The organism is Rhizobacter sp. P2_G4, from assembly GCF_056403575.1.
Map to the genome: position 1 here is coordinate 68,868 of NZ_JBFUFG010000015.1, position 13,161 is coordinate 82,028.

The following is a 13,161-nucleotide window of genomic DNA, read 5'->3' on the forward strand; positions in this document are numbered from 1 at the left end:
CTCACAGGACCTGCCATGGCCTTCCTCCGTTTGCCGCTTGTCGCCACCGCATTCCTGGCCATGCTGTTGCAGGCCTGCGCGCTGCCGCCTGCCGCCGATGACCGCGCTCAGCTCGTCGCCAAGCTCACCGCGCAAGCTGACCTGTGGGACAAGGCCATCGTCCGCAAGGACCGCGCGGCCATCGAGGCCAACATGGCCGACGACTTCCGCCAGATCGACAGCCGCGGCAACGTCGAAACCAAGGCCTCGTTCGTCGAAGACCTCACATCCTCCGATCTGCAGATCGACCCGTACACCATCGAAGATTTCGATGTGCGCCTCTACGGCAACGTGGCGCTGCTCAGCGGCCGCACCCGCATGACCGGCAGCTACCAGGGCAAGCCGTTCAGCACCCACTACCGCTACATCGACATCTACGTGCGCCATGGCGAGCAATGGAAGATCGTCAGCGTGCAGGTGTCACCCCTGCCGAAGTAGCGACAGAACCCCGGGTGCCGGCGGGCGCAAGCAATCATCAGTTAGGCTCGCCGGATGACTCCCATTCCGGCGGCGCAAGCCACCTCACAAGCAGCGATGAATCCGGCCACCGTGGTCGTGATGCTGACGCTGCTGCTCGGCATCCAGCCCGTCACCACCGACCTCTACCTGCCGGCCCTGCCCACGCTCACGCGCGACCTGCACACCACGGTGTCGCAGGCCCAGCTCACCTTGTCGGCGCTCATCATCTGCTTCGGCTTCGGCCAGCTCGTTTGCGGCCCGCTGGCGGACCGCTTCGGGCGGCGGCCGGTGCTGCTGATCGGCCTGTCGCTCTACACGGTGGCCAGCGTGCTCAGCGCGGCTTCACCCGCCATCGAGTGGCTGATCTTCTGGCGCGCCTTGCAGGGCGCCGCGATGGCCGCGGCGGTGACCTGCGGCCGCTCCATCGTGCGCGATCTGTATGCCCCGCACGAAGGCGCACGGGTGATGTCGCGCGCACTCACCGGCCTGGGCGTGATCGCCATGCTCAGCCCGCTGATCGGCGGCCTCTTGGTGCAATGGCTCAGCTGGCATGCGGCGCTCACCGTGCTGGCGGTGTTCGGCGCCGCCACACTGGCCTTCGTGGCATGGCGCTTCGAAGAGACGATCCCGCTTCGCAACCCCAACGCCACACGGCTCGCGCCGATGCTGAAGAACTGGGCGGCTGTCGCGCGCCATCCCACCTTCCGGGCCTGGGCCGCGCTGTCGGCGCTGACCTATGGTGGGCTCTTCATGACGCTGGTGGGCTCGTCCTTCGTGTTCATCGAGGTGCTGGGCACGTCGCGAGTGGGCTTCGGCGCGTTCCTGCTCACCAACTCGCTGGCCTACACCGCGGGCACCTTCTTGTGCCGCCGCCTGCTGCTGGCGCGTGGCTTGCGCGGCGCCGTGGCCATCGGGGGTGGCCTCACGCTGGCCGGCGGGCTCGGCATGGCGGCGTTGAGCCTGCTGGGCTTTCACAGCGTGTGGTCGGTGGCGGTGCCGCAGTGGCTTTACGCGCTGGGGCACGGCATCCACCAACCCTGCGGTCAGGCCGGCGCTGTTGGCCCCTTCCCGGAGAAAGCCGGCGCGGCCGCGTCGCTCTCAGGCTTCGGCATGACGCTCAGCGCCTGCTGTGTGGGCCTGTGGATGGGGCGCAACCTCAACGGCACCGTCTACCCTCTGACCCTGGGCGTGTGCGCCTTCAGCATCGGCGTCGCGCTGGTCGCCTGGACGCTGGTGCAGCGCCATGGTGACCCCCACGGCACCTCGACCCCTTCACCCAAAACAAGAACAAGCGCATGAGCTCATTCAACTATCTGTGCCTCGCCGGCCCCACCGCCTCGGGCAAGACGGCATCGGCCTTCGCTATCGCCGATGCGCTGGCGGCCACGCGGCCCGTCGAGATCGTCAGCGTCGACTCGGCGCTGGTCTACCGCGGCATGGACATCGGCACCGCCAAGCCGAGCGTGGCCGAGCGGGCGCGCGTGCCACACCATTTGATCGACATCATCGAGCCGAGCGAGGCCTATTCGGCAGCGCGCTTCGTCATCGATGCACAACAACTGATCGGCGAGATCAATGCGCGAGGCCACGTGCCCTTGCTCGTCGGCGGCACGATGCTGTACTTCAAGGCCCTGTTCGAAGGGCTCGATGCAATGCCCGCGGCCGACCGCGGTGTGCGTGCGGCACTCAGCGACCAGCTCGAGCGCGAAGGCCTGCACGCGCTATACCGCGAGTTGCAGCGCGTCGACCCGGTGACGGCCGCACGCCTGAAGCCCGCTGACCAGCAACGCATCCAGCGTGCGCTCGAGGTCTACCGCGTGAGCGGCCAGCCGCTGTCGTCGTTCCACAGCGAGAAGGCACCCGTCGCCACGCCGCCGCTGATCTCGCTGGAGCCGACCGACCGCGCGTGGCTGCACCAGCGCATCGAGGCACGCTTCCATCAGATGCTCGACGATGGCCTGGTCGACGAGGTGATCGCACTCGAAGCACGTGGCGACTTGAATGCCGACATGCCGTCGATGCGCTGCGTGGGCTATCGCCAGACCTGGGAGGCTCTGGTCGAAGGCGACCAGAGCGAACTGCCTGAACGCGGCATTGCGGCCACGCGGCAGCTGGCCAAGCGCCAGATCACCTGGCTGCGCAGCATGCCGCAGCGCCACATCGTGGCCTGCGATGCGCCCGATGCGCTTAGCCAGGTCACCACACTTGCGCTGCGCCTCGTGTCGGAGCTGAAGCTTGGCTGAACTGCTCGAGGTGCACAGGCTCGCCAAGCGGTATGGCGACAGCCCGGTGTTCAGCGAGGTGGACCTGCAAGTGGCGGCCGGCGAGTTCGTCGCCATCCTCGGCGAGTCGGGTGTCGGCAAGTCGACGCTGCTGAACTGCATCGCCGGGCTGGACACCGTGGCGAGCGGCTCGGTGCACATCGCCGGCACCGAGATCACCACGCTGCCCGAGGCGCAGCAGGCGTTGTTTCGCCGAGCGCATCTGGGCTTCGTGTTCCAGGCCTTCCATGTGCTGCCGCACCTGAGTGTTGCGCACAACGTGGGCTTGCCGCTGCTGTTGCAGGGTCGGCCTGATGATGCGCGCGTCGAGGCGCTGCTCGTCGCCGTCGGCCTGCAAGGGCTCGGCCCGCGACTGCCGCAAACGCTGTCGGGCGGGCAGCTGCAACGTGTGGCCCTGGCGCGCGCTCTGGTGCACAAACCGCAACTCATCCTGGCCGACGAACCGACCGGCAACCTCGACCCCGGCACCGCCGAAAAGATGATGGACCTGCTGGCCGCACAGGTGCGTGAGCAAGGCGCCGCCTGTGTGCTGGTCACGCATTCGCGGACAGCCGCAGCGCGTGCGGACCGCGTGCTGACGCTCACCGCGGCCGGCATGGAGAGCTGATCTTGTTAAGCCTGCTGCGCCAGCTGTCGTGGCCCGAGTTGCGCCACCACCCCTGGCGCAATCTTGCCGCCCTGCTGGCGGTGATGCTCGGCGTGGCGCTCGCGTTCTCGGTGCAGCTCATCAACCAGTCCGCGCTCAGCGAGTTCAGCGCGGCGGTGCGTTCGGTCAATGGCCAGCCAGACTTCGAGATCCGCGGGCAGCGCGATGGTTTCGACGAGGCGATCTACGAACGCGTCGCGAAGCAGGCACAGGTGGCCTGGGCCAGCCCGGTGGTCGAGATCGACACCTATGCCTTCGATGCGCAAGGCCAGCGTTTTGCGCTGCGACTTGTTGGTATCGATGCGCTGGTGGCCGCTCCGCTGTCGCCGTCCTTGATGCCGCGGGCCGCTGAAGGTGCGGACCGGTTCGCCCTGCTCGACCCCGCCGCACTGTTCCTGAATGCCCAAGCGCAGCAGCGCCTCGGCACCAGCGGCACCGCGCGATTGCAAACGCCGAACGGCCACGTCGACCTGCGCGTGTCAGGCAGCGTCGCCGCGAACGGCCCGCCGCTGGCCGCGATGGACATCGCCGGCGCACAAGAGAACTTCGGCTGGCTGGGCCGCCTGAGCCGCATCGATGTGCGCCTGCAACCGGGTGCCGATCGGGCCGCCGTGTTGAAAGCCCTGGCGCTGCCCGAGGGCCTGCGCGCCGCCTCGCCCGATGAAGCGGCGCAGCGCGTGTCGAATCTCTCGCGCGCCTACCGCGTGAACCTCACGGTGCTTGCACTCGTGGCGCTGTTCACTGGCGCATTCCTGGTGTTCTCCATCCTCTCGCTCTCGGTCGCCAAGCGGCAGCCACAGCTCGCCTTGCTCGGCGTGCTGGGCCTGAGTGGGCGGGAGCGATTGGGTCTGGTGCTGGCCGAATCGGCGCTGCTGGGTGCCGTCGGCAGTGCATTGGGGCTGGTGCTGGGCATAACGCTCGCAGCACTGGCACTGCGGCTGCTGGCAGGCGACCTGGGTGGCGGCTACTTCCCCGGTGTCGCACCCGTCTTGCAGTTCAGCCCGGGTGCAGCAGTGATCTACGGCCTGCTGGGTGTGGCGGCAGCCGTGATCGGCGGCTGGGTCCCGGCGCGGTCTGCGCAACGCCTCTCTCCGGCGCAAGCCTTGAAAGGCCTCGGCGATCAGCGCGGCCACGCGTCTGCCCGCTGGCTGGGCCCCGCACTGCTGGCTGTCGGCGTGGTACTTGCCCTGCTACCACCGGTGGCCGAGATTCCGCTCGCGGCTTATCTCTCGGTGGCTTGCCTGCTGTTCGGCGGCATCGCCTGCGTGCCGGCAGGCGTGGGCTGGCTGCTCAAGGCGCTGCCCCCCTCACGCCATGCGCTGCCGCTGCTCGCCATCGAACGCGCGCGGCACGAGCGCCACACCGCCACCATCGCCGTCGCCGGTGTGGTAGCAAGCCTGAGCCTGGCGGTGGCACTCACGGTGATGGTGACGAGCTTTCGCGATTCGATGACGCATTGGCTTGACACCGTGCTGCCCGCCGACCTGTACGTTCGCTCGGCCGCCAGCAGCAACGCAGGCGACGTCGTCACCTTGCCACCGGCCTTGCTGCAACGCGTGCCCAGCTTGCCCGGCGTACAGCGCATGACGACCCAGCGTGTGGCCTCGGTGCAGATGGCGGCCACACGCCCGGCCGTGGCACTGATCGCGCGCCCGCTCGTTCAACCTGAGCAGGAGCTGCCGCTGATCGGCGACCTGCGCGCGCTGCCCGGCGGCGAAACCGCCGCCTACGTGAGCGAGGCAATGGTCGGCCTCTACGGCGCCGAGCCCGGCACACGTTTCGTTTTGCCACTGCCGAACGGCCGCAACGCAACGGTGTTCGTGCGAGGGGTTTGGCGCGACTACGCACGCCAGCACGGCGCCGTCACCCTCGACGCCGCCGACTACCAACGGCTCACCGGCGACACACGCGTGAACGACATGGCGCTTTGGCTGCAACCCGGCGCCGACCTCGCCGCAGTCCAACAATCATTGCGCGCCATCGGAGATACCGAGGGCACCTCACTGGAATTCGCGACCGCCGGCCAGGTGCGCACGCTGTCGCTGCGCATCTTCGACCGCAGCTTCGCCGTGACCTATTGGCTGCAGGCGGTGGCCATCGCCATCGGCCTGTTCGGCATCGCGGCAAGTTTCTCGGCCCAAGTGCTGGCCCGCCGCAAGGAGTTCGGCCTCCTGGCTCACCTCGGCTTCACCCGCGCTCAGGTGCTCACCGTGGTGGCCGCCGAAGGCGCCGTGTGGACCGCAGCGGGCGCCCTGATCGGCCTGCTGCTAGGGCTGGCCGTCAGCGTGGTGCTCGTGAAGGTCGTCAACCCGCAGAGCTTCCACTGGACCATGGAGATGGCCCTGCCATGGGGCCGTCTTGCCACGCTCTGCGCTGCGGTCGTGCTGGCCGGCACGCTCACCGCGTGGCTGGCGGCGCGCGGCGCAGCCACACGAAACATGGCGCTGGCGGTCAAGGAAGACTGGTAGCGTCCTGCAGCGTCAGGTACACCCGCAGATCGAACTCGTACTGGTGGTACTGCGGCTCCATGTGCTCGCACAACTGATAGAACGCTTTGCCGTGCTCGCGCTCCTTCATGTGCGCCAGCTCGTGCACCACGATCATCTTCAGGAACTCAGGAGGCGTGGCCTTGAACAGGCTGGCCACGCGGATCTCGCGCTTGGCCTTGAGCTGGTTGCCTTGCACGCGCGACACCGTGGTGTGCGTGCCCAGCGCGTGCTGGATCACTTTCAGCTTGTTGTCGAAGACCACCTTGTTCAGCGGCTCGGCGCTGCGCATGAAGCGGCTCTTCAGTGCCATGGTGTAGTCATAGAGCGCGCGGTCGGTGCGCACCTCGTGCGTGCTGCCGTAGCGCTTCGCCAGGCTGTCGGCGAGGCGGCCTTCAGCGATCAGTGATTGCACTTGCGAGATCAGCTCCGGCGGGTAGCCGGTGAGGTATTTGAGCGGGGTCATCACGGGGGATTCTCGCCCCACCGCCATCAATCACTCTCTGCGCCGAAACGCCAGCCAGCCCGCCAGCACGGTGAAGGTGGCGATGACGAGCACGATCACCAGAAAGCCATGCGGGCTCTGGGCCAGAGGAATGCCGCCGACGTTCATGCCCAGAAGGCCGGCGACGATGTTGATCGGCAGGGCGAGCACGGTCACCACCGTCAGCGTGAAGAGGCTGCGGCCGGTCTGCTCGTTCACCTGCGCGGCGATCTCTTCTTGCAGCAGCTTGATGCGCTCCTGCAGCTCGGAGACGTCGCGGATGATGAGCGAGAACTCTTCGGTCGCCTGGCGCAGCTCTTCTAGGTCATCGGTCGCGATCCAGGGTGGTGGGTGGCGCAGAAGGCGGAACAGCGCGCCGGGCTCGGGCGCCAGCAGGCGCTGAAGGCGCACCAGCACACGCCGCAGCTTGCCGAGGTCGATGCGCTTGTGCTTGAGCCGCCCGAAGTGAAAGCTGTCTTCGATGGTGTCGACCTGCACTGTCGCCTCGCGCACGATGCGCACCAGCACGTCGCCCTGGTCGTGCATCAGCCGGTTGAGAAAGGCCACCGACGAGTCGAAACGGCAGCCGTCCCTCACCGCCTGCCGCAGCCGGTCGATCGAACGCAGCGGGTGGCTGCGCGCGCTGATGGCCAAGCGTGGCGCGACGTTGAGCCACAGCGTCGCGATCTCCGACGGGTCGAACGAGAACTCGTAGGCCACGTCGTTGACCACCGCCACCAAGGTGTCGTGCGCGTCTTCGATGCGTGTCGAACGCGAGCCTTCGTGCAGCGCCTCGAAGAACTCGGGCACCACGGCACCCAGGTGCTTGGCGATCCAGGTTTCGGCGGCTGCGTCGCTCAGGTTGAAGTGCAGCCACACGAAGCCGGCCCCGTCTGGCCCCGGCTCGCGGCGAAGCCAGTCGAGCGCTTCCGTCAGCCCGATCGGCTCACCGGCGACTCCGTTCGAGAACAGGTACCCGCAAATCAGCCCGTTCTTGTCGGAGCCGTAGGTGATCTCCATCCGGTCAGAAGAGGTGCGAGAACAGCCAGTAGAGCGTGCCCGACAGGACGATGGCCACCGGCAGCGTCAGCACCCAGGCCATCAGCAGGTTGCGGATGGTCGACATCTGCAGGCCCGAGCGGTTGGCCGCCATCGTGCCCGCCACGCCGGACGACAGCACGTGCGTGGTCGACACCGGCAAGCCGTACACGTCGGCCGCGCCGATGGTCAGCATCGCGACGAGTTCGGCGCTCGCGCCTTGCGCATAGGTGAGATGCGTCTTGCCGATCTTCTCGCCCACAGTGACGACGATTCGCTTCCAGCCGACCATGGTGCCCAGGCCGAGTGCGATGGCCACCGCCACCTTGACCCAGAACGGGATGAACTTGGTCGCGTCGTCGGTCTGCTTCTTGAAGGCCTTCAGCTTGGCCTTCGTGTCGGCGTCGAGCGCCACGGTGCTGTCTTTCTCGATGAAGCGGATGGCTTCGGAGGCGAGGTACATGTCGTTGCGCACGTTCGCAACCGCGGCCGAAGGCACCTGCGCCAGGCTGCCATGCGCCTTCACCTGGGCACCGATGCTGCCGGTCAGCGAAGCCAGTGCCGGAACCAGCTCGGGCGTCGGTGTCTTGGTGCGCACGTACTCCGAGATCACCGGCCGCGGCTCGGCTGGCGGTGTTGCCGTGGTGCTCTTGAGCAGCGCCTCTTGCGTGACCTGCGCGACGGCGGCGAACTGCGTCACCTGGTCCACCGGCATCGCGCGGTTCAGTGCGTAGGCCATCGGCACGGTACCCACGAGGATCAGCATGATGAGGCCCATGCCCTTCTGCCCGTCGTTCGAGCCGTGCGCGAACGACACGCCGGTGCAGGTGAGGATCAAGAGGCCGCGGATCCACCACGGCGGCGGCTGGTTGCCGCGCGGCTCTTCATACAGCGCCTTGTTCTTGACGAAGGCGCGCAGCGTCAGCAGCAGCAAGGCCGCGCAGCAGAAGCCGACCAGCGGCGACAACAGCAGCGAGTAGCCGACCTTGGTGGCCTGAGCCCAGTCGACACCGCTCGTGCCATCGCGCCCGTGCATCAGTGCATTGGCCACGCCCACACCGATGATCGAGCCGATGAGGGTGTGCGACGACGATGCCGGCAGCCCCAGCCACCAGGTGCCGAGGTTCCACAAGATGGCCGCGATCAGCAGCGCGAACACCATCGCGAAGCCGGCCCCCGAACCTACCTGCAAGATCAGCTCCACCGGCAGCAGCGAGATGATGCCGAAGGCCACCGCCCCGCTCGACACCAGCACGCCGAGAAAGTTGAAGAAACCCGACCAGACGACCGCGAAGTTCGGCGCCAGGGAGTGGGTGTAGATCACCGTGGCGACGGCGTTCGCCGTGTCGTGAAACCCGTTGACGAACTCGAAGCCCAGCGCAATGACCAGCGCCACGCCGAGCAGGATGTAGGGCACGTAGGTGGTGATGGGACCACCCGCCTCGGTCACGTCGGAGACGAGGCTCCAGCCCGAGAACAACAGGCCCACCGCGAGCAGGCCGATGAACATGATGGCCGTCATCGGCCCGCGCTTCTGGTCGAGTTGCGGCCGGGCTGGAGCCGGGGTGGCGGGCGGCGTTGACGCCGACAGCGTCGTCGCGCTGGTGGTAACTGAATTCATGGTGCGAGCTCCGACCCAAAGGAAGGACCGATGCTCACCTCATGTCGTGACAACGGCATGACACACAGGCTGCGTTGCCACGCGTTCAGCGTCAGTACACCGCCGGCACCTCGATCTCGCGCCGTGCCGGCTGGCGGGCGTAGTTGTCGCCGCGCTGGCGTTCCGGCAGTTCGATGGCCGGGTGCGCCACTTCTTCGTACGGCATCTGGCTCAGCAGGTGGTGGATGCAGTTGAGCCGCGCCCGCTTCTTGTCGTCGGCCTGCACGATCCACCACGGCGCTTCGGCGATGTGAGTGCGCTCCAGCATCACCTCTTTCGCGCGGGTGTAGTCCTCCCAGCGGCGGCGCGATTCGAGGTCCATCGGACTCAGCTTCCACTGCTTCAGCGGGTCGTGGATGCGGCCGAGAAAACGCAGGCGCTGCTCGTCGTCCGAGATCGAGAACCAGTACTTGATGACCTGGATGCCCGAGCGCACGAGCATGCGCTCGAACTCCGGCACCGAGCGGAAGAACTCCTCATACTGGTCGTCGGTGCAAAAACCCATCACCCGTTCGACGCCGGCGCGGTTGTACCAGCTGCGGTCGAACAGCACCATTTCACCGGCCGCCGGCAAGTGGCTGATGTAGCGCTGGAAGTACCACTGCGTGCGCTCGCGGTCGCTCGGTGCCGGCAGGGCAGCCACACGGCACACGCGCGGGTTCAGCCGCTGCGTGATACGCTTGATCGCGCCGCCCTTGCCGGCTGCATCACGCCCCTCGAAGAGGATGACCGCCTTGTGCCCGGTGCTGACCACCCAGTCCTGCAGCTTCACCAGCTCGGCCTGCAGGCGGAACAGCTCGCGGAAGTAGGTCTTGCGCGCATCGGCCCGCTGCGTGTCCGGCACTTCGTTGTCGGCCCCGACCAGCAGGTCCACCTCCCGGTCTTCGAACTCCAGCTCCAGCTCTTCGTCGTAGCTGTCGCGCAGGTCTTCATGGATGCGGTGGATGAGGCTGGGATCGAGAGTGTTCACGGCGCACCTGTGCGGCAGTCTGGGGAGCCGACCTTAGGCGCACTTTGTGGCAGCTGTGTGACCTCAATGGCAAGCCTTCGATTCAGTCTGCGGGTTGAAGCGATGCTTTAAGGAACTTCTCAACGCGCTCATAGAAATTGGCGTGATTGGCCTCATCAAAGAAGCCATGGCCTTCGTCGAGGTACTCGACGCGTTCCACAGAGACACCAGCTTTTTGCGCGGCCTCGGCAAACTTTCGGGCGTGAACGATAGGAACCCTTCGGTCCGCACCTCCATGCGCCAACAGAACAGGGATCTTGATCTCAGCCACGCGCTTGAGTGGTGATGCCGCTTCGAGGCGGACAGCATCTTTGACCGGGTCTCCCATGAGCACTGGAAGGGAGTACGCCAAAGTATCGGCGGAGGCGTCGCTCCATGTCACTGAGTACGTGAGCATCGGATCGGTCACTCCTGCATAACTTACAGCACACCGGTACACGCCTGGGTGCGCAATAGGACCCATCAATGCTGCGTAGCCACCGTAACTGGCACCCATGATGCAAACACGACTCGGGTCAACCAGCTTCTGCTTGACGGACCATTGCACGGCGTCAGCCAAGTCGTCCTGCATTGCAAACCCCCATTGCTTCCACCCGGCCTCGTAGTGACGAAAACCAAAGCCAGTACTGCCGCGATACTCAGGCTGAAGCACACGGTAGCCGCGCGACGCCAGAAACTGTGCTTCGGCTTCCCATGTCAGATCCGATCCGCGCACCCACGGCCCGCCATGCACAAGCACAACGGCAGGCAACGGCTTGTCGACAGCTGCTCCAGGCGGATGAGTGACAAACAACGGAATCTTCAGACCGTCCTGCGCTTCGTAACGATGGAAGCTGCGACGCCCCTGATTGGCTTCTACGATCCAGGGTCGGGCGGCGCCGATGAGTTGGAGCGACAGCTTCTTTCGATCGAACAGGAAATACTCGCCGGGCTGCTGGTCCGAGGTGGACCGGATCACAAAGAACTGGCTGGACTCACATCGACCACAGTACAGGCGGTTGCTGCGCCCGGCCGGCAGAGCCGCATCAAGGCTTGCCTGCAGCTTTTGCATCTCCTGATCAAACCAGTAGCTGACGGGCCGATCAGCTTGAAAATGAACGCCCATCAAGCGCTTCGTCTTCGAGTCGATTTCTGCCTGCGGATGCAAATCGAACCCGCGAACCTTGACCAAAGCCTCGGAATCGAGCTTCTTCGCGACGGGGTCGAATTTGTAAAGCCCCTCGGTATCGTCCTTTGTGGCGGTCACCAACATCTGCCCGCCAACATCGACATGCCAGGGCCGGAAGCCCTCTTTCAGAGGGTCGAAATCCGCCACTTCATCCCACGTGTTATCTGATCCCTTACGCCAATAGACCTTGGTGCGACCACCGTGATATGCCCTGAGAACGCGCGGTTCATCACTCGGGTCCAAGAGCACAGCGCGCACATTTTCGGGCGTTCCGAAACTTAGGTTGTGCAACTCGCGCGTCAACGTGTTCAGGCGCGCAAGCTGAATCTGCTTGGCGTCGCCAATGCTGTCGTAGATCTGTTTGTAGACAAAGACGTCGTTGCCGCCATCATCGATGGTGGAATGAAAGAACCAGCCATACGGAAGCACCCTCGAAGCGATGCGAGTTCCAGGGATGTCGCCTACTGCGTTCTGCCAAGAGATCAGTTGCCGATCGTTGCCGCCGTCATGGTTCACTGCAAAGGTACCAGCGCCGCCTGACCGAATCTCCGAGCCTCGCCGAAACGCTTCATAAACCAGGCGGTCATCATTGACCCACAGTACGCTGGTAATGTCGGCATCGCCAAAACCCGCCACCACACGCGCCTGCCCCACGGGATCTAGATCCATGACGCCAAGGCGACGCATGCCATTGGTGCCAAAGATCAACATCGCCAAACGTTTGCCAGACGGCGATATGGCCACGTCACTGATGGCTGGCCACCGGGTGAAATCCTGAATCGGTGGCTGCTCGGCATGCGCAAGAGTGGCGCCCAAACTCAGTACCAACAACCATGTGGTTTTCTTCAACCAATGCGCTATCGACATTCTTCCTCCCTCTGGATTTGCCAACTTAGTTTCTGAGCTTGAATGCCTCGCCAGGTCGGTTCAGGCAGCCTTAAGGCCGCCTCTCCGCCTCTCCGCCTCAACCCTTCAAACCTTCAAACCTTCAAACCTTCAAACCTTAGGCAGCGCGCTTTGCGCCATTGCAGCGGCTTGCGAAAGCTTTTCCTGCAACGCTGGCACGACGGCCAGGGGAAGGCGGAAGTCGACATTGACCCCTTCGCCCACTACGACTCTGAGGGCCACATAGCCGGCCCCAGGTGCGGACGAGGCATTGATCCTTGCGATGTCGACGAGCGCCGCCTGGTCGGCGCTCTGAGTGCTGTGACCGGCCACGGTGGCCCGGTCGTTGGCAGCGACACTGGCGCCGAACATCATCGCAGTGACCAGTCGACCGATGTTCGAATGCTTTATCGCGAACCACTCGGAGGAGTGGTCCTCCATTCGAAGGTTCAGCGTCACCACTTGTCCTTCACCGATGGAACCGACATCTCGGGCATCCCTGATGTGACGAATAGATGTGAAGTCTGGCAACTGATCTGACATGGGTACCTCGGTGCAAATGTGATCGGGCTTGGGCATATTGCTCGCCGTGCGCCATTTTGGAATGAGTTGTGAGCGCCGACCAATGATGATCTGCGCTCACAACCAACGGTTTTCGTTCAATCTTAAAGAACAACGTCAAGAATCCTAGGGAAGTTGTTCGGCGGCAAATGACGACGCGCTCTTCGCAAATCGACTGCGCACTCATTGTCAAACCCGCCACGAGGATCATCGGCGCCAGGTCGCAAATAAGATTCTGTTTCGGTATGACTTGACGATTGCACGCACTCGGCCGTTTCGAGAACGTCGAAGTGCGGGCGAAGTAAGCCGCGTGCATGCTTGCTGACTTTGCGGAGCACTACTCGACTGTTTCGATTTGGATAGGGACTCAGGTCGTTCCGGATTGAACTGGTCCCGCGCTGCAGGGTAAGGTACATGCCGTTGCCACGACGCCTCACTACCTTG

11 protein-coding genes are annotated in these 13,161 nt (G+C 65.0%); 5 read left to right on the forward strand and 6 right to left on the reverse strand.

All coding sequences use genetic code 11. The annotated features are described in order from the left end of the window. Positions 1–15: 15 nt before the first annotated feature. From AC1DYS_RS29750 to AC1DYS_RS29770, 5 genes are all read left to right on the forward strand, one after another. Positions 16–477 carry a nuclear transport factor 2 family protein gene (locus AC1DYS_RS29750; RefSeq protein ID WP_477905301.1) on the forward strand — a complete coding sequence of 154 codons (462 nt, stop codon included), beginning with the start codon at positions 16–18 and terminating at the stop codon, positions 475–477. Positions 478–573: 96 nt separating this feature from the next. Then, complete coding sequence (locus AC1DYS_RS29755; protein WP_047484208.1) at positions 574–1,797, forward strand: multidrug effflux MFS transporter; 1,224 nt, start codon at positions 574–576, stop codon at positions 1,795–1,797. Beyond that, positions 1,794–2,741, forward strand: coding sequence for a tRNA (adenosine(37)-N6)-dimethylallyltransferase MiaA (gene miaA / locus AC1DYS_RS29760; RefSeq protein ID WP_477905304.1), 948 nt, complete (start codon positions 1,794–1,796; stop codon positions 2,739–2,741). The genes AC1DYS_RS29755 and miaA overlap by 4 nt, the downstream gene beginning before the upstream one ends. Position 2,742: 1 nt before the next feature. Further along, on the forward strand, positions 2,743–3,387 hold the full coding sequence (locus AC1DYS_RS29765; protein WP_477905368.1) for an ABC transporter ATP-binding protein: 645 nt from the start codon (positions 2,743–2,745) through the stop codon (positions 3,385–3,387). A gap of 2 nt (positions 3,388–3,389) precedes the next feature. After that, positions 3,390–5,894: an FtsX-like permease family protein gene (locus tag AC1DYS_RS29770; RefSeq protein WP_477905306.1), complete on the forward strand. Its 2,505-nt coding sequence runs from the start codon at positions 3,390–3,392 to the stop codon at positions 5,892–5,894. Here the strand turns inward: AC1DYS_RS29770 and AC1DYS_RS29775 are convergent. From AC1DYS_RS29775 to AC1DYS_RS29800, 6 genes are all read right to left on the reverse strand, one after another. Further along, positions 5,878–6,378 carry a M48 metallopeptidase family protein gene (locus AC1DYS_RS29775; RefSeq protein ID WP_477905308.1) on the reverse strand — a complete coding sequence of 167 codons (501 nt, stop codon included), beginning with the start codon at positions 6,376–6,378 and terminating at the stop codon, positions 5,878–5,880. The two genes, AC1DYS_RS29770 and AC1DYS_RS29775, sit on opposite strands and share 17 nt — an antisense overlap. A 30-nt stretch (positions 6,379–6,408) precedes the next feature. Continuing rightward, a complete protein-coding gene (locus tag AC1DYS_RS29780; protein ID WP_477905310.1) occupies positions 6,409–7,416 on the reverse strand; it encodes a transporter in 1,008 nt (335 codons plus the stop codon). Positions 7,417–7,420: 4 nt separating this feature from the next. Beyond that, the gene (locus AC1DYS_RS29785; RefSeq protein ID WP_477905311.1) at positions 7,421–9,055 is read right to left on the reverse strand and encodes an inorganic phosphate transporter; all 1,635 of its coding nucleotides are present in this window, start codon (positions 9,053–9,055) and stop codon (positions 7,421–7,423) included. Between the two features lie 91 nt (positions 9,056–9,146). After that, complete coding sequence (ppk2, locus tag AC1DYS_RS29790; RefSeq protein ID WP_477905312.1) at positions 9,147–10,064, reverse strand: polyphosphate kinase 2; 918 nt, start codon at positions 10,062–10,064, stop codon at positions 9,147–9,149. Between the two features lie 82 nt (positions 10,065–10,146). After that, positions 10,147–12,138, reverse strand: a complete 1,992-nt coding sequence (locus AC1DYS_RS29795; RefSeq protein WP_477905314.1) for a S9 family peptidase — start codon at positions 12,136–12,138, stop codon at positions 10,147–10,149. A 129-nt stretch (positions 12,139–12,267) separates the two neighbouring features. After that, the gene (locus AC1DYS_RS29800; protein ID WP_477905316.1) at positions 12,268–12,699 is read right to left on the reverse strand and encodes a hypothetical protein; all 432 of its coding nucleotides are present in this window, start codon (positions 12,697–12,699) and stop codon (positions 12,268–12,270) included. Between the last annotated feature and the right edge of the window lie 462 nt (positions 12,700–13,161).